Raw genomic sequence first — 23,963 nt, 5'->3', positions numbered from 1 at the left:
TGATATGAGTTTATTCAGGAATACAGCCTCAGGGATGAAAACGGTGAAGGCCGTTGTTATAACAATTCTGACAACAGCACTGACGATCACGATGCTGCAGGGTTGCAGCGAACAGGATAAAAAAAGTAAGACTGTTGCCAGCCAGAAAGCGGCAGAGCAGCAGGGTGATGTTGTTGAGCAGGTTACGATTGAAGATATTCTGCCGGAATCCGCCACCACCAGTTATAACTGTGATGACTCTTCCGGTATGACCGCCGACAAACGTTTCTGGTGTCTGGGCCTGAAAGCCTGGAGCCAGAGCGAACACTTCGATGAGGGCTCCTCTGCCCGTGATGAATTTATCAATGCCTGGAAGCTGGGTGCCCTTGATGCCCAGCAGGCCCGTGATCCGGCGATTGAAAACCTTCAGACCCGACCGCTGGCTGCCGCAGGTTACGAAAGCGGCTATGTCAGTGTGCTGGATGCAATTGGCATCGTGGAATACGAGTGCAGTGAAGGCGAAGAGACCGATAACGAATACCGTGATCGCTGGTGTGAAGCTGCCAACGCTTACAACTCTTCACGCTTGGGTTCTCCGGCCAATGCGGTTCTGCGGGGCACCTATATCAATGGCTATATGTCCGGTCGTGCGATCGCACTGACTCTGCCAACTTCCATGGAGTCACTGTTCGGCGGTGAATCGACTCCGCAGGAAGGTGCCAAGAAGGCCATTGATGAGCCGGATTCCGATACGCCGAAATCTATTCAGGTGTTCTACCGGGGCTTTAACGATGGCTTCCAGGCCATGATTGATACAGTACGTGAATCGGTCAATCAGGTTATGGAACAGATGCAGGGTATGCCGGGTATGGATGGCATGCCTCCAGGTATGGAAGGAATGCCTGGAATGGATGGGATGATGCCGCCGCCGGGAATGATGGATCCTATGGCTCCACCAATGCCGGGTCAGTAAGGCGCAACGGCATAGAGTGTTCAGGAAAGGCGGCGCAAGTCGCCTTTTTTGCGTTTGGAAGTCAAGAAATTAGAGTGCTGGCTGAACTGTTCTCTTTTTCAGAACAATCCATTCCACAATAGAAATTCTGCTCTCTTCAATGTTTGGTTAGATTGCCGGAATCATCCCCCTCACGCTTTGGTGTAATCCGCTTATGAGCAGCTCTGCTATCAAAAATGATGCTCCGAAAAATGCTGTCGCGACCATTCTGAAATACAAGGCAGGCTTTCAGCCGAAAGCGGCGTTTATTCTGGGCTCCGGTCTTGGCGTACTGGCCGATGAGCTGGACGATAAAGTTGAGATTCCATATGAGGAACTGGATGGCTTCCCGGTCAGCACCGTTGAAGGTCACTCCGGAACACTGGTTCTTGGCACGATGAATGGTGTGGAAGTGATGTGCATGAAAGGGCGGGGCCACTATTACGAGCATCGCTCCATGAAAGTCATGACCACGCCTGTACGAACCTTCAAGCTGTTAGGTTGTGAATTTATGTTGTCCACCAATGCGGCAGGTTCTCTGCGCCCTGAGCGTATTGGTGTGGGCTCGGTGGTTATATTCCACGACCATATCAACACCATGCCAGAGTCGCCAATGTGCGGCAAAAATGATGAGGAATATGGCCCGCGATTCTTTAGCCTCGCCAATGCCTATGATAAACAGCTGCGTGAAGAAGCGTTTGGTGTCGCTCGCGAAGCGGGTATTGATGTTGAGCCGGGTGTCTTTGTTTCCTACACCGGCCCTAACTTTGAGACTGCTGCCGAGATACGCATGATGCAGATTATCGGCGGTGATGTGGTGGGCATGTCGGTGGTGCCGGAAATTATTTCAGCCGCTCATTGTGGTCTGCCGGCCATGGCCTTCTGCGCCATTACCAATATGGCAGAAGGACTGGGTGATACTGTGTTGTCCCATGAGCAGACACTGGAATGTGCAAAGCTGGCCCAGCCAAAAATGATCAATCTGATTAAAGCCTTTATGGGGCATCACTTCCCGAGCTAAATTTTATTCCTGCCGGCTGGTTATGAAATCAAGAAAGTGTTCGGTTACCGGTGAGCTGCCACTTTTGTTATAAAGCGCAACCAGCCCGGCAGGAATCTGCTCATTTATCGGAATAAATCGAACATGCTTCCATTTGTGGTATTTGAAGGAGGCCGGAACGATGGCAATGGCACGCCCGGCTGTCACAAAGGCCAACATGGTGTGGGGTTCCTTGACTTCATGGTGGATCATCGGGTGAAAACCTGCAGCCTGACAGGATTCGATAACCAGTTGTGTCTGACTGGACTGACTGCGCGACATTACCACCATCTTTTCATCTTTCAGCTCAACAAGGCTTAAGCGCTTGCGGCTTTTCAGACGATGATTGTCAGGGAGAGCTGCCATCATGGATTCGCTGGTGATCGAAGAATAAGACAAAGGGTGAATGTTCCAGCAATCCGCATGACGGGCGATGCCTATATCGATCGTATTGTTTAAGAGATTCTCTTTCTGTTCCATTGGTGACATCTCAATAAAGTTAAATTCATAGGATGGGTAACTTTTCTGGAAGTCATAAATATCGGTTAGAAAGTTGGTCCAGAAAGCTGAGCTGACCAAACCGATATTAATAATATTTTTCTGGCTGCGTTCCGCTTTGATAATGGTGTTTATGGATGAATCCATTAACGCAAAGATGCGGTCACACTCTTCCTTTAGCAGCTTGCCTGTTGCTGTTAATTGAACGTTACGGGAATCTCGCAGAAACAAAGTTGTTCCCAATACCTCTTCCAGTTCACGGATTTTGGTGCTCAGCGGTGGCTTTGAGACGTTCAGTTGCTCTGCCGCTTTACCAAAATGTTGATTGTCCGCAACGGCCAGAAAGTACTTCAACATACGGATGGTAATACGACCGCTGAGGATAAGGTTATTCATCAGGAAGAGAGTGTCGGTTTGGATCTGGTTATTATGCGGCGGCCTTTGCCATCCTTGTGTGTTTTAAATCAAAACAGTTAAAAAGTGTCGTCTATAAAGTAGGTTCTTTATTGGTGCTAATAAAAAATCACTATCTACCTGATTGCAAAGACTAATGAGAATAGTTAGCATTTGCACAAAATAAATGGTCTTTATTAGTTATGCATCTGTGGGGGGCACTATGAAAGCCAAACTGGCTCTGTGGACAACGGGTATGCTGGCAGCTGCTGTCGCTGCATTTTCAGTCAATGTTTCTGCTCACTCTGAGCATGAAGGCAAGGCTGTTAAGTCAGGCGAGCAGGATGAACTGGTTATCTACACCTCTCGTAAGGAACATCTGGTCAAGCCTCTGTTTGAGCAGTACACCGCCAAAACCGGTACCCAGATCCGTTACATCACCGATAAGGCTGGCCCTCTGATTGCCCGCCTGGAAACCGAAGGCCAGAACACACCTGCGGATATGCTGATCACTGTTGATGCCGGCAACCTGTGGCAGGCCAGCAGCAAGAACCTGCTGCAGCCGGTTGAATCCACCGTTCTGGAGAACAATATTCCTGCTCACCTGCGTTCCGAACAGAAAGACTGGTACGGTCTGTCTGTACGTGCCCGTACTCTGGTATACGCTTCTGACCGTTTGAAAGAGAGCGATCTGGTAGGTTATGAAGATCTGGCTGACAGCCGTTGGAAAGGTCGCCTGTGCCTGCGTACTTCCAAGAAGGTTTACAACCAGTCTCTGGTTGCCACCATGATCGAGCGTCTGGGTGAAGAGAAGACCGAACAGGTTGTACAGGGCTGGGTAAATAACCTTGCCGCGCCAGTATTCAGCAATGACACTAAAGCCATGCAGGCCGTTGCCGCTGGCGTATGTGATGTCACCGTTGTAAATACTTACTACTTCGGTCGTCTGCAGAAGAAGAACCCGGACACCAACCTGAAAGTCTTCTGGGCCAACCAGTCTGCAGAAGGTGAGAACAGCAGCGGTGTTCACGTAAACATTTCTGGTGCTGGCGTTACTCGCCATGCCGGCAACCCGGCTGGTGCCCAGGCCTTCCTGGAGTGGATGAGCACCGAAGAAGCTCAGCGCATTATCGCTGATATGAACATGGAATATCCGGCCAAAGCCGATAGCCAGCCTTCTGATGTTGTTGGCAGCTGGGGTGAGTTCCGGGCTGACGATCTGAACGTAGCGGCTGCCGGTGCCAAACAGGCACGTGCGATTCAGCTGATGGACAAGGTCAGCTATAAGTAATTACCATCGTGGTTATCTGCAGAGCCGGATCAGAAATGGTCCGGCTTTGTCGTCTAAATAATAACCAGTATGTAAGCCAGACCCGATGAACGCGCAGCCCAGTTCCCCATCAACGCAGTCTTTTCCGCGACGGATGCTGTCCGGTCAGGGCAACTATTCCTGGCCTGTGACCTTGTTTGGCCTGTTGATAACTGCGCTGATACTTTTTCCCGTTGGCAGCCTGCTGTTCAGCTGGCGCGATGTGCAGGTGGAGATCTGGCAGCATATGCTGTCTACCCAGCTGCCTGAATTGATTGGCAACACTCTGATTCTTGTTGCCGGTGTAGCCGTTGGCGTTACCGTATTGGGCACCTCGCTGGCGGCACTGATTTCCCTTTGTGATTTCCCCGGACGACGTTGGCTGGAATGGGCTCTGATGTTGCCTTTTGCCGTGCCCGCGTATGTGCTGGCATTTGTCTATCTTGGTCTGTTTGATTTCAGCAGCCCTTTGCAGGGCTGGATGCGGAACAATATCGAAGGTTTTACCTGGCTGGATATCCGCACGCCCTTTGGCGTGATCGCTATTCTGGTATTGGTCTTCTACCCCTATGTTTATATGCTCGCCCGTGGCGCCTTTCAGGGGCAGAGTCGTTCACTGTTTGAAGCCTCCCGGCTTCTGGGCATGAGCCCTTGGCGAACCTTCTTTCGAGTCACCTTGCCAGTAGCACGTCCTGCTATTGCCGGTGGTGTGATACTGGCAGTTATGGAAACACTGGCCGATTTCGGTACGGTTTCCGTGTTTAATTACAACACCTTCACCACTGCGATCTACAAAGCCTGGTTTGGTTTCTTTAACCTGCAGGCGGCAGCGCAGCTGGCCACATTGTTGCTGGCCTTTATTGTGCTGATTCTGATGTTTGAAAAGTCTTTCAAAGGGCAGGTAGGCCTGAGCCAGAGTGAACGGCAGCGACTTAATAAGCGGCACAGGTTGTCTGGCTCGAAAGCGTGGCTGGCAACAGGCTTTTCCTGTCTGATATTTGCCCTGGCTTTTGTTCTGCCGGTTATTCAGTTGTTGTACTGGGTCATCACCGATGCCCTGCAGGACTTTGATACTCGCTACTGGCAGTTGTTGTTTCATACCCTTGCTCTGTCCAGCAGTGCCGCCCTGATTACGGTTGCTGTGGCCTGTATGATCATTCTGGGCAAACGTTTCCAGCCGGGATGGTTTACCAGCTTTGTCGAAAAGGCCGGCAATATTGGTTATGCCCTGCCGGGCTCTTTGTTGGCAGTCTCGGTGATGATGTTGTTTGGCTTTCTGGATAATGAACTCATCATTCCTGTGAAAGAGTGGCTGGGTTTGCCGGCGGAGCAGCTTTTACTGGGCAGCCTTTTTGCGTTGCTGCTGGCTTATATGATTCGCTTTCTGGCTGTTGCCCTGAAACCTGTTTCTGCAGCCTTTGAGCGGGTACGACCGGCCATGCATGAAGCCGCGCGTATTCTCGGTCACAAACCTGCTTCAGTCGCCCGTCGTGTTTATCTACCTCTGGTTATGCCCGGTTTGCTGACAGCCATGCTGCTGGTGTTTGTTGATGTGTTGAAAGAGATGCCGGCCACTTTGTTGATGCGACCGTTTGGGTGGGACACCTTTGCGGTGCGTATCCATGAAATGACCGCCGAAGGCGAGTGGGAACGTGCGGCACTGCCAGCAATTAGTTTGATTGTTGCCGGACTGATTCCCGTTATTTTGTTAATCCGCCGTTCCAGAATTGAGACCTGAAATTCCTCATTTCAGAGCAGTTAACAAGGCACATATCAAAACAATATTGAAATGTGCTTTGAGTTAACCAATGTGTACCTTTAGAATGGCCCTAAATTTCTAACCGTACAGCAGTACATTCCTGATCAAGATCGGGAAATGAGAGTACGCCAATAACAACAAGCTAATGTCGTTCATAATCAGGACGCTTAGGAAATATTTTTGGGGGCTGTGAATGGGTAACCGTACCTCTCTGTTCAATGTTCATGAAACATCGGGCGGCAAGTTGGTGGACTTTGGTGGTTGGGATATGCCACTGCATTATGGTTCCCAGCTTGAAGAACACCATGCCGTACGCCAGAAGGCCGGTATGTTTGATGTTTCCCATATGACAGCTCTCGATGTCAAAGGCCCTCAGGCCCGCGACTATCTTCGTTACCTCCTCGCAAATGATGTTGACCGCCTCGGTTTTGATGGCAAGGCGCTGTACAGCGGCATGCTCAATCACGACGGTGGTGTTATTGATGATCTGATTGTTTATCGCATGGCCTGGGGTTACCGGGTTGTGGTGAACTGTGCCACCCGCGAAAAAGATCTGGCCTGGATGAATCAGCAGGTCGAAGGCTTTGATGTCACTCTGGAAGAACAACCGGATGTGGCCATGGTGGCCGTACAGGGCCCGGCAGCCCGTGAGCTGGCTGCCAATGCCTTGTCGTCTGCCAAAGCTGCCGTTATTCGTGATCTGAAAATCTTTGAAGGTCAGGAGTGCGAAGGCTGGCTGATCGCCCGTACCGGTTATACCGGTGAAGATGGTCTGGAAATTACCCTCCCGAACAATGAAGCCGAAGCTCTGTGGAACGCCCTGGCGGAAGCCGGTGTTCAGCCTTGCGGTCTTGGCTGCCGCGATACCCTGCGCCTTGAAGCCGGTATGAACCTTTACGGTCAGGATATGGACGACACCATCACTCCACTGTCCGCCAATATGGGCTGGTGTGTTGCCTGGGAACCTGCGGATCGTGACTTTATTGGCCGCAAGGCTCTGTCTGAAATCCGTGAGCGCAAGGGCTGGGATCGCCTGGTCGGCCTGGTGCTCGAAGGACGTGGTGTACTTCGTCATGGTCAGAAAGTGGTTGTGGATGGTATTGGTGAAGGTGTTATTACCAGTGGCACCTTCTCGCCAACACTGGGCCACTCCATTGCCATGGCGCGTGTTCCGGCGGGTACCGGAGACAATGCAAAAGTTGAAATGCGTGGCAAACTCGTCGATGTTCGCGTGATCAAGCCGTCTTTTGTTCGCAACGGCAAGAAAGTTTTTGAATAATCACGCTGCGTGATTATTCAAGCTTTAAACAGTTATGAATAGAAAGTGCCCTTTGTATAAACTGCGGGGGCATTTTCATGATAAAGAGTTATACACATTAAGCCTGTGAGGAACTGGCAATGAGCAATATCCCGGCAGAACTGCGTTATGTGAAATCCCACGAATGGATTCGCCTTGAAGAAGATGGCACGGTGACCATCGGTGTTACCGACCACGCCCAGGAAGCTCTGGGTGACGTGGTATTTGTTGAACTGCCAGAAGTAGGCTCCAACCTGGGTTCTGAAGATGAAGCCGGTGTGGTTGAGTCTGTGAAGGCCGCTTCCGATATCTACGCGCCAATCGCGGGTGAGATTGTTGCTATCAACGAAGCTCTGGAAGAAGCGCCTGAGCTGGTGAACAGCGACCCATATAACGAAGGCTGGTTCTTCCGTATGAAGCCATCCGAAGCCGGTCAGCTGGATGAGCTGCTGGACGCAGACGCTTACGCTGCCATCTGCGACGACGAATAATAAGAAACACTGAGAAGCCCCGTATGGGGCTTCCTTTTATCACCCAGAATATCAATAAATAACCATGGACAAGTAACCGTCAGGGTGATCTTGGCGGATAAACGAGTTCCTGGGGCAGAACAACATGTCAGAGATCGCATCGCTCACGCAACTTGAGAACAGGGACGACTTCATCCGCCGTCATATCGGCCCGGGTGAGAGTGAAATCCGCACCATGCTGGATGTCCTGGGAGAACAGACACTGGAATCACTGCTGGCCAGCACCGTGCCCGGCAGTATTCTGCAGGACCAGACGCCTTTGCTCTGGCCCAGCCATACCGAAACCGACACCCTGGCTTACCTGAAAGGCTTGCTGGCCAAGAACAAGCCGGCCCGCAGCTTTATCGGTATGGGTTATCACAACACCATCGTACCGCCGGTTATCCAGCGCAACGTGTTTGAGAATCCGGGCTGGTACACCGCTTACACACCTTATCAGCCAGAGATTGCCCAGGGTCGTCTGGAAGCTTTGCTGAACTTCCAACAGCTGACTCTGGATCTGACCGGTCTGGATCTGGCCAGTGCCTCCCTGTTGGATGAAGCAACAGCGGCCGGTGAAGCTATGTCTTTGGCTCGTCGTGTCTCCAAGAACAAGAAGTCCAACCTGTTCTTTATCGACGAAACCTGTCACCCGCAAACCATCGACGTAGTTAAGACCCGCGCCGAAGGCTTTGATATTGATATCCTGGTGGCACCGGCGGCAGACGTCGTCAATCACGATGTGTTTGGTGCTCTGCTGGCATACACCGGTACCTGGGGTGACGTAAACGACGTTCGTGCCCTGATTGAAAACCTGCACGAAAAGAAAGCAGTTGTTTCCGTTGTTGCCGATATTATGAGCCTGTTGCTGCTGGAAGCGCCGGGCAAGCTGGGCGCTGATGTGGTTCTCGGCAGTGCACAACGTTTCGGTGTGCCTATGGGCTATGGCGGTCCTCACGCGGCTTTCTTTGCCACCCGTGATGCCTACAAGCGTTCCGTCCCTGGCCGGATTATTGGTGTCTCTGTTGATGTACGCGGCAAGCAGGCCCTGCGTATGGCGATGCAGACCCGTGAACAGCATATCCGCCGGGAAAAGGCCAACAGTAATATCTGTACTGCTCAGGTTCTGCTCGCCAATATGGCCAGCTTCTTTGCTGTTTATCATGGCCCAGAAGGCCTGAAGCAGATGGCCACTCGTATCCACCGCTTTACCTCTGTTCTGGCTCAGGGCCTCAAGAGTGCCGGCGTGGAACTGGTGAACGACACTTGGTTTGATACCATCACCCTGAAAACGCAGGATGTGAATGCCATTATTGAGCGTTCTCAGGCGGCCGGTATCTGTCTGCGTGAAACCGGTTCTGATCTGATCGGTATCTCTCTGGATGAAGCCACCACCCGTGAAGATATTGTTCTGCTGTGGGATGTGGTTCTGGGTGAAGGTCACGACCTGAATGTAGAAACCATTGATGCCGAACTGCACAAGCAGGGTGTTTCCGCACTGCCGGAAGCTCTGCTGCGTGAAGGCAAGGTACTGGAGCATCCGGTCTTTAACAGCTATCACTCAGAAACCGAGATGATGCGTTACCTGAAGCGTCTGGAGAATCGTGATCTGGCTCTGAACCAGGCAATGATTCCGCTGGGCTCTTGCACCATGAAGCTGAATGCCGCCTCTGAAATGATGCCTGTCTCCTGGCCGGAAATCGGTAACCTGCACCCGTTCACCCCAGTTGAGCGTACTGCAGGTATTCGCGAGATGATTACCGAGCTGGAAAATTACCTGAAGGTGATTACCGGTTTCGATGCCATCTGCAGCCAGCCAAACTCTGGTGCTCAAGGCGAATACGCCGGCCTGCTGGCTATCCGCAAGTACCACGAGAGCCGCGGTGATCATGACCGTAATGTCTGCCTGATTCCATCCTCTGCTCACGGTACCAACCCGGCGTCCGCTATGTTGGCGGGTATGAAGATTGTTGTGACCGGTTGTGATGACAAGGGTAACGTGGACGTGGAGGAGCTGCGTCAGCGTGTCGCCGAGATTGGCGATCAGCTGTCCTGTCTGATGATTACCTACCCATCCACCCACGGTGTGTATGAAGAAGAGATCCGTGAGATCTGCAACATCATCCACAATCAGGGTGGTCAGGTTTATATGGATGGCGCCAATATGAACGCTCAGGTCGGTATCAGCCAGCCGGGTGAGATCGGCGCTGATGTTTGTCACCTGAACCTGCACAAGACCTTCAGCATTCCTCACGGCGGCGGTGGTCCAGGCATGGGCCCGATTGGTGTGAAGAGCCATCTGGCACCGTTCGTTGCCAACCACGCAGTGATTAAGCTGGAAGGTCCGAATGCCGAGAACTCTGCCGTCAGTGCAGCGCCTTGGGGTTCTGTATCCATCCTGCCAATCTCCTGGACCTACATCCGCAATATGGGCGGCGAAGGTCTGAGAAAGGCAACCGCTGTCGCTATTCTGGGGGCTAACTACCTGGCTGACCGTCTGAAGGATCACTACCCGATTCTTTATACCGGTCGTAATGGCCGTGTAGCCCATGAGTGCATCATTGATATTCGTCCTATCAAGGCGACCTCCGGTATCAGTGAAGAAGATATTGCCAAGCGTCTGATGGACTACGGCTTTCATGCTCCAACCATGAGCTTCCCGGTTGCCGGTACCCTGATGGTTGAACCGACCGAAAGTGAGGCGCTGGCCGAACTGGATCGCTTTGCTGATGCGATGATCGCTATCCGCAAGGAGATTGATAAGGTCGAGAAAGGTGAGTGGCCGGCCGACAACAACCCGCTGGTGCAGGCGCCTCATACCCAGAATGATATTCTCGGTGATTGGGAACGTCCTTACACTCGTAAAGAAGCGGTTTATCCGTTTGCCTTTACCGCCGGTGAGAAGTTCTGGCCAACCGTTAACCGTATTGACAACGTATACGGTGACCGGAACCTGTTCTGCGCCTGTGTGCCGATGGATGCATACGCTGAGTAAGAGTGAAAACATTCCGGGGCGCTATTAGCGCCCCGGAGTCTTTATGGCTTATGGATTAAATCCCTGTTCAGGCTATTACTTTTTCCCAAGCTGGAAAGTAAATTTATTCAGCAGGTAATACCCCCCCAGAATTTTAGAGGGTGTCAGATCAAACGCATGAGCTGATGCACTACTACTGTTGCCAGACGCTGCCTGGAAAGTAATATCAGCTTTGCCAGGTATCAGCTGCAGCTTCTTAGGAAAGCGCTTGGCGATATCAAGCAGGTTCTTTGTGCGGCCACCACTCATTTCAATCGCTTTACCGTTCAGTAGATTGACTTTCGGCAGTGTGGACAGGCTTTTGATCAGGTTCTCTTCGTCAGAACTCATCTTGTAATCCTGAGTGTTGACAGAAAGAGACATGGTGCCGCCTTCTTTAGGAGTTGCTGTACCTAGATACTTGGTGTCGTTTCGTGACAGGGATATATCGCCCATGGTCTTAGGCAGCCCTAGTCTTCTTACACCCATTATGCGAGAAATCTCACTGGTTACCGGCATAAAGATGCAGTGCCAAACCTCACGGCCGTTATGCTTTGCCAGCAGGAAAATAGAGGCTTCTTTGTATGGATCCGTACGAGCATCCATTTTGTAAAAGTCAGAGATGAAGGAATAGACATACAGTCTGTCCGGCATATCAAACTCTTTTGGCAGTAGCTTCCTGTACGCGTCTTTATTCTGAGTTTCGTAGTAGATGTAGACGCCATCACTCTCGTGGTAGGTGAATCGTCTCTCCGGTGCGGAGTATGCTGCTTGTGCGGTGAAGACAGTACAAAGTACTAAAAGCAGTGAAGAGATAATGGCCTTTGGTTTCATTGTCATGACTCATTTTATAATTTGAGCTTGCCTACACAACAGCCATTGCAGAAATGGCTGTTGTGTCAGTGCAGGAGTCTGTGTGTATCGGATAGTTTCCGCTGTTAGCTCTCCTTCCGGGCCTGTCTTTTCTCTCTAAACTTCTTGATGGTTTTTTCTTTATCTTCGTCGCTCAGCGTTTGCCACTTAGCTTTGCGCTCATCCATTTTGGCTTTCTGATCATCATCGGCTTTTTCATAACGCTTCTGGCGAACTTCAGAAAACTTCTCTTTAGCGGCTGAAAGATCCACTTCTTCCTCTGCATAAGCTGCGGGAAGGGTAAAGGGAGCGGCAAAAGCCACGCACAGGGCCATGGTGACTAACTTTTTCATGTGCTTGTTCCTGATGGTAATCTAACCCTTAAACACAGTAGCAGGCATTATCCTTCGGTCGATTTAAAATATTTCTACAGAGTTAAGGTTGAAGGAGCCTGGAAGAATAATCTGGTCAATATCCTGCCGGGGAATATCGAAGTGGCTGTGAAGCAGGCTGGATGACACGCTTCTGAGGTCTGTTGTTGCCGCCAGATCTCGTCCTTCAAAAAGGCGGTTATGTGCCAGCCCTGGCCACTGGGTTACAACCTGGCCGCCCTGTATCTTTCCACCAATCACCATGGCCATGCTGGCTGTGCCGTGATCTGTCCCACCTGTTCCATTGGGTTTAACCGTACGGCCAAACTCAGTCACGACATAGACAACAGTTTGCTCCCATATATCAATGGGCGTTTGCTGGCGATATTGGACAATGCCTTCATCCAGACTTTTCAGTAAGCGTGGGAGTGTTGGATATGCTCCATTCTGCTGGCGGATATGGGTATCAAAGCCATGAAAGTCGATTGCGGCGATTCGGGGCCCGTTGGGTTGTTTGAGGAAGCCAGCTGTGGCTTTCATCATCTCAATAAAGGATTGTCCGGCGTTATTGGATATCTGGCTTTTCATGCCTTCGGTCATAGCCCGATTCCCAATCGCGGCTTCCAGTGCGCTATCCAGTAGCGGCTCGTTCTTATACATCATTGCAACACGATTCAGGAAGTTGTCACCGACAGGATTAAGTCGGGAAGGGGACCAGGAGGTCACTTTCGCCTCACCGCGCATGGATAACTGCTGGGAAGGGCCTAAAGAGATGCCAAGTGTATTGTCGTTATTGCCCCCGAGAATCCCTATCGTACGGTTCAGCCATCCCGTTTTCAGACTGTTGGGTTTGTCTGTACCGTTCTCCAGTAAATCCTGGGCATAAAAATGGGAGCGGGTATTAAACGGTGATGCCGCTGCATGGATGACGGCGACTTCCCCTTGATTATAAAGGCCCGCGAGTCCTCGCAGTTGACTGTTGAAGGCAAAGAAGTCTGATACTGCTATTAACGATTCATCATTTTCTTTTAGAGCCAGATTGCCGCGCATGCTGCGGTAGTGGGGATCGCCATAGGGGACGACGGTCGAGAGGCCGTCTAACCCTCCCCGCAAAAAGACGACGACCAGACGTTTGTTGACGGGGGCGTTTGCGAATGCGATTTGGGGAAGGCCGCTGAATGCCAAGGGAAGTATCAGCCCCATCTGGAGCCCGTTTTGACAAAAGTGACGTCTGGATAAGCCCGTTTTTGGTCTTGTCATTGATCTTTTCCTATCGCTTTTGAAACTCCGGGCTCATCAGCATCAGGGCAATTCCCTGTGAGCCACTCTCAGCACCTCGAATAACAAATTTGGTCGCATCTTCCATCGTTGAACCCAACAGTTCTTTGGCCTGATTGTAGGGATTGGTTGTGATCGAGAGCCGACCGGATAATTCCATAGCCCATTCCATACGTTTCATGATGGTTGTAGGCGTTGCCCAGTTCTCGCTTTGATCAGGAAAGCCTTTTGGCGAGCCCGCACGAAAAGGGCGGTAATCCAGAGCCTTGAACGCTGACAGGATTTCTCTTTGGGAAGGTTTGTATCCCGTAGCCCGGTAGGCCGACAAGACAAACTCTGGCGTGGACTTTACTTTGGCAAGGGGCTCTTCCCAGCTTTCTTCCGCTTCAATCAGAGCCAGTGTCATGGCTTTCAGGTTGCCGCCAGATTGCAGGTAAGCGTCTTCCAGTTTTCGGATCAAGCTCTCAGGAGGATCATCACTAACAAAGTGGATTGCCATTTTCGTGGCGAGATGACGTGCTGTTGCCGGATGTTCGGCCAGCATCCGTAACGCTGTCAGGCCTTCGTTAATTCCGCCTTCCTGAATTGTTCTACCAAGAAACTTTTTTGGGCCAGGTTCATGGCGAAAATTATGAAAATCAAATTCCATAATCTGCTGCTTCTGTCTTGTTGTTAAAGACCAGCCAGTAATGATTTTAGCGAACTCCAGAACATCATTTTGGCTGTATCCACCATCCACGCTCATGGTGTGTAACTCCAGAATCTCCCGGGCCAGATTCTCATTTAGCCCTCTGCCTGTCAGTTTCCCTGCTCTTGAATTAGGGCCGAAAGAGTTAATGTTATCAAGGTAAGACAGCATGGCCGGGTGCTGGGCTACAGCAATGAGCATATCCACAAAATTGCCGGTTACATGAGAGCGTATGGCCGTGTATTGATAGTCACGGAGTAAGCCAAGCAGATAGGTTTTATTTGTGACACTGACCGTAAAGTGGTTGCTCCAAAAGGCGATGAGTCTTTCAATCAGAGGCTGGTCAGACTTTATTCTGGCCTCGCTAAGATCTCTGACGAAGCGACCGTATTCGAGCTTAAGTCGGCGTTTGCCGACCTCATCGCTACCCGCACCGAATTCTTTTATATGATTAAGATAATTCTCTGCTTTCTTTATGCCTGTCTTGCTCGCAAGCAGGCTTGGAGGGCGAGGGTTCTCAAGCTGGTTTCTCAAAAACTGTATAGGGTCTTCGCCCAGGGTATTCAGTCCACTTGGATCTGGACCGTATCCGAATCGATTCCAGGCGATAAAATGTTGGCTTGATGCCATGGGTTACCGATCCCTGTTCGCGGATGCGGCATTAAGACCAATATTTTTGACATGCCTTGCTAATACTTGCCGATCTTGGGTTTCCATCTGCACCAGCGCTTGATAAAACAACCCTCTGATATGCGAACGGTATTCCCGCTGGGCAACATCGGCTTCTGCCACAGCGACCAGATAGGCATCGGAATCAAAACTTTCTGCCTGCATTAAATCCTGAGCATGGCGTCTGGTTTCCCAGCTTCTTCGGCGCTGACTTTGGAGCGTTTCCCTTGCCGGTTGAAACAGATCGGCAAGGATTTTTCTTCCGTCAGGAGACAGAGAAAAAGCTATTTTGCGAAAGGCGTGAGCTTCTCTGGCGGGCTTTCTATTTTGTTCATCCTGAGTCTCGGTTTCCTGAATATAGTTGGCCAGAACATAGCGTTCGCCGAGAAGATAACCGCCAATAATGAGATTGATAGCCAGAGAGATGGTCAGCAATCCGAGTAGCGCCCACTGCAGGCGTTGAACGGATCTCATAAAAACTCCCTGTCGTATTGATTGGTGAAAATCTGTTCAAGGTCCTGAGTTGTTGTTTCTACAATTTGTATTTCGGTTGTGGCAGCGTACATGCCACTTCCGACACCAATAGTTACACAGGTCAGGCTGGCTGCGAGCGCCAGCCATTTGAAACTGGATTTTCGGGTGAAGGCCAGCACAGGTGTTGTTGCCCGGGACGCTATTCTCTGTACCAGAACATCATCAAGTGGAAAGTCTTGTCCGTAGGTTTCGGCGAGTAAACTCTCCAGTTCGGAATCATTCATAACAACGCCTCCTTGATAGGGCGGAGCTTTTTGGCCATTTCAGACTTTCCTCTACTGGCCAGAGACTCCAGTGCTTTCTCTGAAACGCCCATAATTTCCGCAGCTTCACTTTGCGAAAAACCTTCAGCGTACCGCAGTAGTAAGACTGTTTTCTGCCGTTTGGGCAGGCTGTTCATAGCAAGGTCGATCACTTTTCTGCTTTGGCTGCGGGTGGCACTTTCTTCCGCGAGATCACTCTCATCGATGCCATCCAACAGGCTGCTGTCCTGGATATATCTTTTGGTGCTTTTCAAAATGTTCAGGCAATAGTTATGGGCGATGGTGTAGAGCCAGGTTTTGACCTGAGCTCTCGGTTTCCACCGGTGAGCGTTTTGCCATGCCTGAGTAAATACATGCTGGACAACATCTTCCGCCGTATCTGCATCATCCAGCAGATTTGTCGCAAACCTCATGATGGATGAGCCGTGTTTACGGATAAGTAAGGTAAGCGCGCTGTCGTCACCGGCTGCAAGCCGGTGCATGTAAGTTTTGTCTTCTTCATCACTGCTGGTATCCATCTAAATCTCTGACAAGTTGTGCTTGCTCTGTTCTGCAGGAATGACCAGTAAGTTGTATGCCTTTTTATCACTTTCTGCATTGACTCTTAACCTTAAACAGACGACTCGGTAAAACCCTTCGTTTTTTCTGAATATATCCTGCCTTTTATAACCGCCTTGTCAGTCATACCAACCGAGCCTTTCATCTTATCCTGCCAACTGTCTGTCTGATATCTGTTAGCCGCTCAGATAAGCCCGGCAGGAGCTCGCCATGGTGGTTCTAAAGAAACCAAAGACTTCACAGCAGCATCGTCAGAGAGATCGCGATCAGGACCCTGACCAGAATCGTGCCGAACAGTCGATTCGTTCTCAGATTCCCAAGCGTAAAGAAGATGAGGGTATAGAAAAGACGCGGGTTGGAGAGAGAAAAACCACCCTGTGGAGTGAAGCTCGCACCAAAATGATGGGCAACCAGTATCATCTTCCGGAAGATGTTGATGAAGATGAACTTGATGAGGAGCTAGCCGCGCTGGAGGAGGAGCTTCTTGACCAGAGTATAGAAAAGGAGTTTGAAAAATTATTAAGTGCTGAATTCTCCTCCCTCGCTATAACGCGATACCACGCTTTAATGCGTAAACATGGAATTGATAAAGAACTTCTGGCATTCCGGTTTAAAGAAGCCGCAGGAAAAGCAAACCAGCTGGAAAAAATCGCAGCCGACCTGCAGGCCTTTGGTAAAGGGATGTCTGACGCTATTCGCTCCTCGCTAAAAGGTGACGAGAGTAAAACCGCCGACCTTTTTGCCGGCTACATTACCATGTTGCATGAACTGGCAGGGTCGATAAAGGAGTCAACGATCAGCGCGTCAGCCATAGGAGGCCTGGTCAGGAATCTGTCCAGCACCCTTGGTGAGATACCTTCCGAACGAAGAAAAGTCTGTATCAATCATGCGTATCTGGGCCAGGACAAACAGTGGCAAAAGCTGAAGTGTCCGGAGGGCGAAGTTGTGCAGTTGCTGGATGCCTTTCATGCTGCCCAGGCTTATAAAGAGTTTCTGCTTGATATGGATATGCTGATGGATGCGGCCGGTTCATCCACGCCGGACAGTGATGATGACGGCGAGAGTGAAGTGGAACCCGTTGGCGATTCTTCTCATCATGATACCGATGTCGGCTTAATCACTTATCCCGATATTGGGCAGAATATTGATGATGGCAATACGACTCCGGTAAACCCTTCGTCAGGCATACAGTTTGAGGATTCAACGGAGCAGGTTGAAAACAAAAAGGAACCGGTTAATAACAGCCTGCCACAGGATTTCTTTTTAAACTGGAGTCAGCCGGCCCCGCTTCCCGTAAGCTCAACCAGTCTGAAGCCCCATGTACCACCGGCTTCCCAGCCGCAACCGCCAGAAGCCAAACCATCGGTTTCTCTTCAGCCTACGACGGTTTCCAACCCCCCGACATCATCAGGGGAGAGTCTTTATCCAAGTCTTGAAGGATTGATGAAACCGAAGCCTGCCAGGGGACCGCAGGTTCCAGATCGCAATTTGAAACCCAGGTATTTTCTTGATGAGTTCAAGCCGGTACAGCCGGACATTGTAAAGCCGGCCCCGCAGCCAGCACCGTTACCGGCTCCAGTATTGCCGAAGGATACGGAACAGAAAAAACGTCCGCAGACAAAACCTGTCACTCAACCTGAACCTCAATCTCTGCCCTGGCCTGCTCCTGCCAGGGCGATGGTGAAAACCAAACCGGTGAAGCCTAATAAGCAGCAGGAAATACTGGATACGATCAGGAACAAGGTTAACGAAGCCGGAGAGGATACCGGTAAGCAGAAGGAGCTGACATCCCATATCAATAAACTGGTGGAGGTCAGTGACCGGCGTATTGTGGAGGACACCCGGGATATTGCCGACCGTAAAACAACCAAAGGGAAAATCTTCCGCAGAATGGGTACCCGGGCGGGGTTACGCGCCCTGACAGAGGTTGTTGTTCCTCCTGATCTTCAACCGCGTGAGGTTATGAAAGCCAACGAGAAACAGCCATGGGAACCAAGCCGTGTGTACCGAACGCTGATCGCTCTTCTGGAAGAACCACTGGTCTGCTACCGGGACAAGCGGAAGATTATTATGCCGGAACAGGTAAGGAAATTGTCGCAGGAAGAGTTAAGACCCCATGTTAAACGACTGACTCAAACCTGCAGTGAAAAGAATCGCCAGGTGGCTCTCAAAAATCTGCCGGTTATCGAGAACTTCCTTGCTAATCGCCATTATCCTTTCCGTTACTATGAAGGCGGCAGAGATCGTATGGATGCCGGCAGTCTTGGGGAAGATTTTCGGATTACCACGCAGGATGTTTATGAAGGGCTGATCGGGTTTCCATTCTGCAGCTTTGAAACCTATTTCCGTATTCAGGATTTTAAGGATAATGTTCGAAGACGACTGCTTTGCGAGATGTTTTCAGAGAAGACGGTGTCGTTTATTTTCAGCGTATTGAACGGTGAAGCCGTTCGCAGCAATCGATGCCCCGATGATGCCGGGATATTGGGGCGGGTTCAGCATACATCCGATACCCGGATGGCACTGCGCTACTCGCCCTCGGAGGATAATTATTATCTTCAAATTATCCGTAAAGGCGGGCTCCATATCTGCCGTTGCGGGCGTGAAGCCAATGCCTATTTCCAGAAGGACAAAGGCTGCAACGTACTGTTTCAGGCTATTGGCGTGCCGATGATTCGTGATGATCCAGACAAAACCAAAATGGTGGTTCCCCGTTTTGAGACGTTGCCTTACAAGCCGACGTTCTAAGGTTTTTGATTAGGGGGGGTGGACACAGGGGAACAATGTTTCTCTTTTTCAGGCTTCACCAGAAAAGGCAGGACGCTGTAACCGTGCAGCGGCCTGCCTTTTCTGGTTAATGGTTGTTCTTTTGGTACGCTGCGTAATAGGCGTGGCTAAGAATCCTATCGCCCACCTTTTCTCTGTGGCTGAGAGTGCCCTCTAAAGTCATACCCAGACGCTCAGCCACTGCACGGCTGGACCGATTTCCTTCCGCAGCGACAATTTCCACTTTTTCTATATCCAGCTTGGTAAAGGCGTAATCAATCAGGAATCTGCAAACGCGGGTCATAATGCCTTTGCCCTGAAAGTTTTCTGCCAGCCAGTAGCCAATATTGGCACGTTTGAGTGTGTGGTTTATGGCGTTGAAACTGCAGTTCCCGGCCAGCTCCCCACGATAATAAATTGCGCAGACCATCGCTTTGCCATCGGCATACTGATGCAGAGCATCACGGAGGAAGTGTGTGAAGTGTTCTTCTGTCAGACACAGGCGAGGCCAGTGCAGCCATTCGTTCAGGTAATCTCTGTTGGCCTCAACCAGAGACGTGTATTGAGGGGCTAAATCAGGTGTTGCCAGAACAAGCTCAATATCCTGATCCACACGCAGTGCGAACATAGTCAAATCCGTTTCATTATTGCTTTTGCTCTGATTGGTATTCTACGTGAGGTAGGGAGGTGTTAAAGGGGGCATCGGGAACTAAATGTGATCTTCATCTGTTTTCATCGAGGCTTCATAAAACGCATTTACTCTTGAGCAGAGTCGCCTCCATCAGAACAAACAAGACATACGAACAGGGATCGTCAATGAATAATCACGCTATCAAGCAATGTCTGAACAGGATTGATCAGTACGCTACAGGGTTGCAGGCGCATAAGGGTTTTAAACCTGTAGGTTCACTGGAGGAACTTGAGCGACATATCAAACAGCTGGAATTGGTGTTGGCGACGATTAACCAGCGGCTAAATGGTGCTTCCTATCAGCGTAGGGTGAATGGCAATACCTACCGAGGGCGTCAGTCTGAAAATGATGTGACTGCAGCAATGGCTGATCTCACTGATAAAGCGTTGAAAATTTCATCGAAATTAGAACAAGTGTTTGTGGAATCTATGCCAGATCTTGCAGGAGGAAGTCTTATAGAAGAAGGCATAGCCGAGACTAGCAAAACAGGAAAAAAGGCACCCGAGCATAATTATTTTGATGCCCTGGGGGATGTTGCCTCTTGGAATAAAAAGCTAAAAGAGGGAGAGAAACTCTCCCAACTGATTAAAGGCGCTCATAAGAAAGAGAGTTTAAAATCCCTGAGCACTATAACGAGTAAAATGAGCAGGCTGAGTACAAAAGAGTTCACCCAGACCCAAAGCTATGGTCTTAATACCGCTAAGCCAAAGAGTCAGCAGCTGAACTCAAGTGCCTTTAATGTGATGACGCCGATTTATCTTGTCCTCTTTATGTTGATGCTTGGCAAACGGTGGTTCAAATCAGACCGTGCACATTAACCTTACTGGCTCAACGTAATGAGAGTTGAAGCGTAACTGCCAGATTACGTGCTGTTCGGGTCAGGTTTTCGCCACCTTTTGCCAAGGCCTGTTCCAGTGGAACGGCACCATGAACAACCGGGAACAGGGCATCAATCCCCTGTTCATAAACAGCTTCAACACCATCACCAACCGCACCGGCCAAAGCGATAACCGGTATATTTTCCTGCTTGGCGATTCTTGCTACACCCACCGGTGTTTTGCCTTGGGCTGTCTGGCCATCAATACGTCCTTCGCCGGTAATCACCAGACTGGCGCCTTTGATCTTTTCTGCCAGAGCTGTGGCTTCCATCACCAATTCTATTCCCGGCTTGAGTTCAGCACCCATAAACGCCAACAGTGCTGCGCCCATACCTCCAGCAGCTCCTGCCCCCGGAAGTTGCTCAACGCTTTTGCCAATGTCTCGAGTGATGATGTTTGCGTACTGGCTTAAAGCGGCATCCAGTGTTTCCACCATATCTGGTGTTGCACCCTTCTGAGGCCCGAATACGGAGGAAGCTCCAAGCGCACCGGTCAGCGGATTATTAACATCGCAGGCGACAACAAATGAACTGTGCTTCAGTCGTGTATCAAGGCCGGATAGATCAATGCGGTCGAGCCGGGAAAGACTTTCACCACCAAAGGGAAGATCGTTGCCAAGGTGGTCAAGAAAGCGAACACCCAGGGCCATCATCATACCGGCGCCGCCATCATTGGTAGCACTGCCGCCAATCGCCACGATAAAGCGGGAAATGCCAAGATCCATAGCCGCCTTAATTAATTCACCCGTGCCGTAGGATGTGGCGGTTAAAGGGTTGCGCTGATCAACAGGTACAAGTTCCAGACCGGAAGCCTGAGCCATTTCAATAACGGCTGTTTCTCCGTCGCCAAGCAAACCAAATTGGGCATGAACCTGAGTGTCCAAAGGGCCTGTAACAACGGTCTGTTTAATATGGCCGGATGTGGCATCCACCAGTGCCTGCAGTGTTCCTTCACCACCATCGGCGACGGGTACCTGAATATACTCGCAATCGGGTGGAAGAGTCTGACGCAAACCATCTTCAATACACTGGGCTACCTGAGCCGCAGTGAGACATTCTTTAAATGAATCAGGGGCGATAACAATTTTCATAGCGATACTTCATGCAGGTGTATTGGCAACTTTGCTCGAGTAACCTGACAAATGACAAGGAAATTATGCATGGCAGCTTCCTTTTTTCCCTGAAATCCCTTTAAAGTACTGACTGTAATAAATTCGCAACAATAAAAAACTACAAGGTGTTAGTCAGCTGAAATAAAACACACCTTGTTATCCATGTCCGTAATGATTACGGGCCTTTCAACCCGGGGAGGGATTGAAGTGCTTAAAAAAGTTACCACTGCCGTAACCTTGACCGCTGGTCTTGCACTCAGCGTATCTGCCAATGCCGAAGAGCTGCGTCTTCTGACCTGGGGCGGCTACGCGCCGCAGGAAGTAATCGACCAGTTCGAGAAAGAGACCGGTATCGAAGTTAAAGTTACCCTGTCTAATAATGAAGATATGATCTCCAAGCTGCGGGCGACCCGTGGTGCCGGCTTTGATCTGGCTCAGCCCAGTCAGGACCGTGTAGCCAGTGCCCAGCAGGAGTTCCGTATCTACAAGCCCATGGATATGAGCAAAATTGATTCCAAGCCTTATATCCAGTCCATGCTCAAGTCGACTCAATCCAGCACCACCGTTAATGGCAAAGCCTTTGGCGTGCCTCATGTCTGGGGTACCAGCGGTATTATTGCCAATCTGCCGGAAGGTCAGGACAGCTACCGCTACACCGATCTGTGCAGCAGTGATTATGCGGGCAGTGTCTCTTATCGTCTGAAGCGTCCAACCCTAATCGCTTTTGCCTTCGATCTGGGTGAAGACCCGTTTGCTGCCTATAACGATGTTGAGAAGTACACGCAGATTATGGGCAAGGTCGAAGAAAAGCTGATCGCCTGTAAATCCAATGTCAAAACCTACTGGAGCGGCAGCGATAACCTGTTGAACCTGCTGCGCAGTGGTGAAGTGACCCTGGCCATGGGCTGGGATGCCGGTGGCTGGAAGCTGGGTGATGAGCAGGAAAACATTCGCTACGTAGCACCAGAGAGCGGTGCGCTGGGTTGGATTGATACCTTTGTTCTGCCGGCCCGTGGCCAGAATGATGAAGCCGCCTACAAGTGGATTAACTTCGTTAATCAGCCAGAGATTGCTGCCAAGATCACTGCATCCGCCGGTCAGTTTACGGCTTCTGCCGAAGCTGCGAAGTTCGTTGATGAGAAGCTGAGCAAGAAGTATCAGGCCAGCTTTGATCAGGCCGCTCTGGATAACATCAAGTGGTACCCACCGGTTCCAGCTGGTCTGGAAGCCATCGAAGGACGTGTACTGGATCGCATCAAAGCGGCTCAGTAATGTGTTCTTTGCTACCGCTGTCGTTCAGTTGGGCGGCAGTGGTAGCTGTTTAATGTCTTAAGTCCTTCGCCTATTAGCTGCATCCAGATTCAGGAAGTCGGCATGACCAGTGATATAGATCTCAGCTGCACAGACCTTAATAAAAATTTTGGCAGCTATCAGGCTGTCGATAATGTCAGTTTTCAGATTCCCCGCGGATCATTCTTCTCCATCCTCGGTCCGTCCGGCTGTGGCAAAACCACCTTGCTGCGCATGATTGCAGGGTTCCTTGAACCGGAGAGCGGTGGTATCACCATTAAAGGTGATTCCATGCTGGGTATTCCTCCCAACAAGCGGCCGGTGAATATGGTGTTCCAGCATCTGGCACTGTTTCCGATGATGAGTGTGGCAGACAATATTGGTTACGGCCTGCGTCGCCGGAAGATGAAAGCATCAGAGATTAAGAAGAAGGTTGCTGACGCTTTGGAGCGGGTAGGCCTGCCAGACGTTGGTGACCGTGCTATCAGTCAGCTGTCTGGTGGTCAGAAGCAACGTATCGCTATTGCCCGTTGTCTGGTATTGGAACCTGATGTACTTCTGCTTGATGAGCCTTTAGGCGCGCTGGATTTAAAGCTCCGTGAACATATGAAGGTCGAGCTCAAGAAGCTACAGCAGGCTTTTGGCACCACCTTTATTTATATCACCCACGATCAATCCGAAGCCATGGTGATGTCTGACCAGGTCGCGGTGATGAACAATGGCCGGTTCGAGCAGGTGGGAACGCCGCAGGAACTCTACTATCAGCCTGATACACCTTTTGTGGCCGGTTTTGTTGGAGAGAGTAATCACTTCTCCGGTCAGGTTGTTGGTCGCAACGGTGATGTGGTGGAAGTGAAAACGGCCAGCGGTCAGGTCTTTCATAGCATTGAACGCATTGATACCAACCTTGCAGCAGGCGATGAGGTTGAACTGTTTGTGCGTCCGGAGATGATTCATCTCTCGTTTGAACCTGAAAATAAACCGGAAAATGCATTGGAAGGTGAGGTCGCCAATATCCTGTTTGATGGCGGTAACAGTCGTCTGTTAATTCGTGAAGCCACCACCGGTGCCGAGCTGCAGGTTGTGCAACCCCAAACGACACAGTTCCGGGATGTGAAAGCTGGTGATCGTCTTTATCTGAGCTGGGCAGCGAGCCAAAGTCATATCTTCCGCGCCCGTGGGCAAAGTCAGACCCCGGCCCTGATGCAGACCGTCGAGGAGTAAGTT

Annotated in this window: 21 protein-coding genes; 11 read left to right on the top strand and 10 right to left on the bottom strand. The window is 50.5% G+C overall.

The features are described 5' to 3' along the window. The first annotated feature begins 34 nt into the window (after positions 1 to 34). Positions 35 to 952, top strand: a complete 918-nt coding sequence (locus EHSB41UT_RS24710; protein WP_087107412.1) for a hypothetical protein — start codon at positions 35 to 37, stop codon at positions 950 to 952. A 193-nt stretch (positions 953 to 1,145) separates the two neighbouring features. Beyond that, a complete protein-coding gene (xapA, locus tag EHSB41UT_RS04940; RefSeq protein WP_087107410.1) occupies positions 1,146 to 1,991 on the top strand; it encodes a xanthosine phosphorylase in 846 nt (281 codons plus the stop codon). A gap of 3 nt (positions 1,992 to 1,994) precedes the next feature. Here the strand turns inward: xapA and EHSB41UT_RS04935 are convergent, their stop codons facing one another. After that, positions 1,995 to 2,903, bottom strand: a complete 909-nt coding sequence (locus EHSB41UT_RS04935; protein WP_087107408.1) for a LysR family transcriptional regulator — start codon at positions 2,901 to 2,903, stop codon at positions 1,995 to 1,997. Between the two features lie 220 nt (positions 2,904 to 3,123). On the opposite strand from EHSB41UT_RS04935, the gene EHSB41UT_RS04930 reads away from it, so the two are divergent. From EHSB41UT_RS04930 to gcvP, 5 genes are all read left to right on the top strand, one after another. After that, positions 3,124 to 4,191 (top strand): extracellular solute-binding protein, encoded by a 1,068-nt coding sequence (locus EHSB41UT_RS04930; RefSeq protein WP_242667236.1) that lies wholly within the window; start codon positions 3,124 to 3,126, stop codon positions 4,189 to 4,191. An 85-nt stretch (positions 4,192 to 4,276) separates the two neighbouring features. Beyond that, positions 4,277 to 5,947, top strand: coding sequence for an ABC transporter permease (locus tag EHSB41UT_RS04925; protein ID WP_242667235.1), 1,671 nt, complete (start codon positions 4,277 to 4,279; stop codon positions 5,945 to 5,947). Between the two features lie 214 nt (positions 5,948 to 6,161). Then, positions 6,162 to 7,247 carry a glycine cleavage system aminomethyltransferase GcvT gene (gcvT, locus tag EHSB41UT_RS04920; RefSeq protein WP_087107404.1) on the top strand — a complete coding sequence of 362 codons (1,086 nt, stop codon included), beginning with the start codon at positions 6,162 to 6,164 and terminating at the stop codon, positions 7,245 to 7,247. Positions 7,248 to 7,366: 119 nt separating this feature from the next. Beyond that, the gene (gene gcvH / locus EHSB41UT_RS04915) at positions 7,367 to 7,756 is read left to right on the top strand and encodes a glycine cleavage system protein GcvH (protein ID WP_087107402.1); all 390 of its coding nucleotides are present in this window, start codon (positions 7,367 to 7,369) and stop codon (positions 7,754 to 7,756) included. Between the two features lie 124 nt (positions 7,757 to 7,880). Further along, positions 7,881 to 10,769, top strand: coding sequence for an aminomethyl-transferring glycine dehydrogenase (gene gcvP, locus EHSB41UT_RS04910; RefSeq protein WP_087107400.1), 2,889 nt, complete (start codon positions 7,881 to 7,883; stop codon positions 10,767 to 10,769). A 75-nt stretch (positions 10,770 to 10,844) separates the two neighbouring features. Here the strand turns inward: gcvP and EHSB41UT_RS04905 are convergent, their stop codons facing one another. From EHSB41UT_RS04905 to EHSB41UT_RS04875, 7 genes are all read right to left on the bottom strand, one after another. Beyond that, positions 10,845 to 11,621, bottom strand: a complete 777-nt coding sequence (locus EHSB41UT_RS04905) for an acetoacetate decarboxylase family protein (RefSeq protein ID WP_165767152.1) — start codon at positions 11,619 to 11,621, stop codon at positions 10,845 to 10,847. A 104-nt stretch (positions 11,622 to 11,725) separates the two neighbouring features. Further along, positions 11,726 to 11,992 (bottom strand): hypothetical protein, encoded by a 267-nt coding sequence (locus tag EHSB41UT_RS04900; protein ID WP_087107395.1) that lies wholly within the window; start codon positions 11,990 to 11,992, stop codon positions 11,726 to 11,728. 63 nt (positions 11,993 to 12,055) lie between these two features. Then, complete coding sequence (locus EHSB41UT_RS04895) at positions 12,056 to 13,213, bottom strand: DUF1501 domain-containing protein (protein WP_165767151.1); 1,158 nt, start codon at positions 13,211 to 13,213, stop codon at positions 12,056 to 12,058. 67 nt (positions 13,214 to 13,280) lie between these two features. After that, entirely contained in the window at positions 13,281 to 14,606 is a 1,326-nt protein-coding gene (locus EHSB41UT_RS04890) for a DUF1800 domain-containing protein (RefSeq protein WP_087107391.1), read from the bottom strand. A gap of 3 nt (positions 14,607 to 14,609) precedes the next feature. Then, the gene (locus EHSB41UT_RS04885) at positions 14,610 to 15,119 is read right to left on the bottom strand and encodes a periplasmic heavy metal sensor (protein WP_087107389.1); all 510 of its coding nucleotides are present in this window, start codon (positions 15,117 to 15,119) and stop codon (positions 14,610 to 14,612) included. Continuing rightward, a complete protein-coding gene (locus EHSB41UT_RS04880; protein WP_087107387.1) occupies positions 15,116 to 15,403 on the bottom strand; it encodes a hypothetical protein in 288 nt (95 codons plus the stop codon). The genes EHSB41UT_RS04885 and EHSB41UT_RS04880 overlap by 4 nt, the downstream gene beginning before the upstream one ends. Continuing rightward, entirely contained in the window at positions 15,400 to 15,960 is a 561-nt protein-coding gene (locus EHSB41UT_RS04875) for an RNA polymerase sigma factor (RefSeq protein ID WP_087107386.1), read from the bottom strand. The genes EHSB41UT_RS04880 and EHSB41UT_RS04875 overlap by 4 nt, the downstream gene beginning before the upstream one ends. Positions 15,961 to 16,210: 250 nt before the next feature. On the opposite strand from EHSB41UT_RS04875, the gene EHSB41UT_RS04870 reads away from it, so the two are divergent. Continuing rightward, positions 16,211 to 18,748 (top strand): hypothetical protein, encoded by a 2,538-nt coding sequence (locus tag EHSB41UT_RS04870; RefSeq protein ID WP_087107384.1) that lies wholly within the window; start codon positions 16,211 to 16,213, stop codon positions 18,746 to 18,748. 106 nt (positions 18,749 to 18,854) lie between these two features. On the opposite strand, the gene EHSB41UT_RS04865 is transcribed toward EHSB41UT_RS04870, so the two are convergent. Continuing rightward, positions 18,855 to 19,394, bottom strand: coding sequence for a GNAT family N-acetyltransferase (locus EHSB41UT_RS04865; protein ID WP_087107381.1), 540 nt, complete (start codon positions 19,392 to 19,394; stop codon positions 18,855 to 18,857). Between the two features lie 188 nt (positions 19,395 to 19,582). On the opposite strand from EHSB41UT_RS04865, the gene EHSB41UT_RS04860 reads away from it, so the two are divergent. Further along, complete coding sequence (locus tag EHSB41UT_RS04860; RefSeq protein WP_087107379.1) at positions 19,583 to 20,275, top strand: hypothetical protein; 693 nt, start codon at positions 19,583 to 19,585, stop codon at positions 20,273 to 20,275. A gap of 10 nt (positions 20,276 to 20,285) precedes the next feature. Here the strand turns inward: EHSB41UT_RS04860 and EHSB41UT_RS04855 are convergent, their stop codons facing one another. After that, positions 20,286 to 21,425, bottom strand: a complete 1,140-nt coding sequence (locus EHSB41UT_RS04855) for a glycerate kinase (protein WP_087107377.1) — start codon at positions 21,423 to 21,425, stop codon at positions 20,286 to 20,288. Between the two features lie 228 nt (positions 21,426 to 21,653). On the opposite strand from EHSB41UT_RS04855, the gene EHSB41UT_RS04850 reads away from it, so the two are divergent. After that, positions 21,654 to 22,718 carry an extracellular solute-binding protein gene (locus tag EHSB41UT_RS04850; protein ID WP_242667234.1) on the top strand — a complete coding sequence of 355 codons (1,065 nt, stop codon included), beginning with the start codon at positions 21,654 to 21,656 and terminating at the stop codon, positions 22,716 to 22,718. Between the two features lie 102 nt (positions 22,719 to 22,820). After that, entirely contained in the window at positions 22,821 to 23,960 is a 1,140-nt protein-coding gene (locus tag EHSB41UT_RS04845; protein WP_087107373.1) for an ABC transporter ATP-binding protein, read from the top strand. Positions 23,961 to 23,963: the final 3 nt, after the last annotated feature.

Origin of the sequence: Parendozoicomonas haliclonae (genome assembly GCF_900174585.1) — a bacterium.
GTDB classification, from domain to species: Bacteria; Pseudomonadota; Gammaproteobacteria; order Pseudomonadales; family Endozoicomonadaceae; genus Sansalvadorimonas; species Sansalvadorimonas haliclonae.
Note: the sequence above shows the minus strand (reverse complement) of the source record. Positions and strands in the feature narration are given on the sequence as shown.

Bases quoted from the DNA above. Each gene is read 5' to 3' on its own strand.
- EHSB41UT_RS24710 (WP_087107412.1), top strand. From the start codon at position 35: ATGAAAACGGTGAAGGCCGTTGTTATAACAATTCTGACAACAGCACTG.
- xapA (WP_087107410.1), top strand. From the start codon at position 1,146: ATGAGCAGCTCTGCTATCAAAAATGATGCTCCGAAAAATGCTGTCGCG.
- EHSB41UT_RS04935 (WP_087107408.1), bottom strand. From the start codon at position 2,903: ATGAATAACCTTATCCTCAGCGGTCGTATTACCATCCGTATGTTGAAG.
- EHSB41UT_RS04930 (WP_242667236.1), top strand. From the start codon at position 3,124: ATGAAAGCCAAACTGGCTCTGTGGACAACGGGTATGCTGGCAGCTGCT.
- EHSB41UT_RS04925 (WP_242667235.1), top strand. From the start codon at position 4,277: ATGAACGCGCAGCCCAGTTCCCCATCAACGCAGTCTTTTCCGCGACGG.
- gcvT (WP_087107404.1), top strand. From the start codon at position 6,162: ATGGGTAACCGTACCTCTCTGTTCAATGTTCATGAAACATCGGGCGGC.
- gcvH (WP_087107402.1), top strand. From the start codon at position 7,367: ATGAGCAATATCCCGGCAGAACTGCGTTATGTGAAATCCCACGAATGG.
- gcvP (WP_087107400.1), top strand. From the start codon at position 7,881: ATGTCAGAGATCGCATCGCTCACGCAACTTGAGAACAGGGACGACTTC.
- EHSB41UT_RS04905 (WP_165767152.1), bottom strand. From the start codon at position 11,621: ATGAAACCAAAGGCCATTATCTCTTCACTGCTTTTAGTACTTTGTACT.
- EHSB41UT_RS04900 (WP_087107395.1), bottom strand. From the start codon at position 11,992: ATGAAAAAGTTAGTCACCATGGCCCTGTGCGTGGCTTTTGCCGCTCCC.
- EHSB41UT_RS04895 (WP_165767151.1), bottom strand. From the start codon at position 13,213: ATGGGGCTGATACTTCCCTTGGCATTCAGCGGCCTTCCCCAAATCGCA.
- EHSB41UT_RS04890 (WP_087107391.1), bottom strand. From the start codon at position 14,606: ATGGCATCAAGCCAACATTTTATCGCCTGGAATCGATTCGGATACGGT.
- EHSB41UT_RS04885 (WP_087107389.1), bottom strand. From the start codon at position 15,119: ATGAGATCCGTTCAACGCCTGCAGTGGGCGCTACTCGGATTGCTGACC.
- EHSB41UT_RS04880 (WP_087107387.1), bottom strand. From the start codon at position 15,403: ATGAATGATTCCGAACTGGAGAGTTTACTCGCCGAAACCTACGGACAA.
- EHSB41UT_RS04875 (WP_087107386.1), bottom strand. From the start codon at position 15,960: ATGGATACCAGCAGTGATGAAGAAGACAAAACTTACATGCACCGGCTT.
- EHSB41UT_RS04870 (WP_087107384.1), top strand. From the start codon at position 16,211: ATGGTGGTTCTAAAGAAACCAAAGACTTCACAGCAGCATCGTCAGAGA.
- EHSB41UT_RS04865 (WP_087107381.1), bottom strand. From the start codon at position 19,394: ATGTTCGCACTGCGTGTGGATCAGGATATTGAGCTTGTTCTGGCAACA.
- EHSB41UT_RS04860 (WP_087107379.1), top strand. From the start codon at position 19,583: ATGAATAATCACGCTATCAAGCAATGTCTGAACAGGATTGATCAGTAC.
- EHSB41UT_RS04855 (WP_087107377.1), bottom strand. From the start codon at position 21,425: ATGAAAATTGTTATCGCCCCTGATTCATTTAAAGAATGTCTCACTGCG.
- EHSB41UT_RS04845 (WP_087107373.1), top strand. From the start codon at position 22,821: ATGACCAGTGATATAGATCTCAGCTGCACAGACCTTAATAAAAATTTT.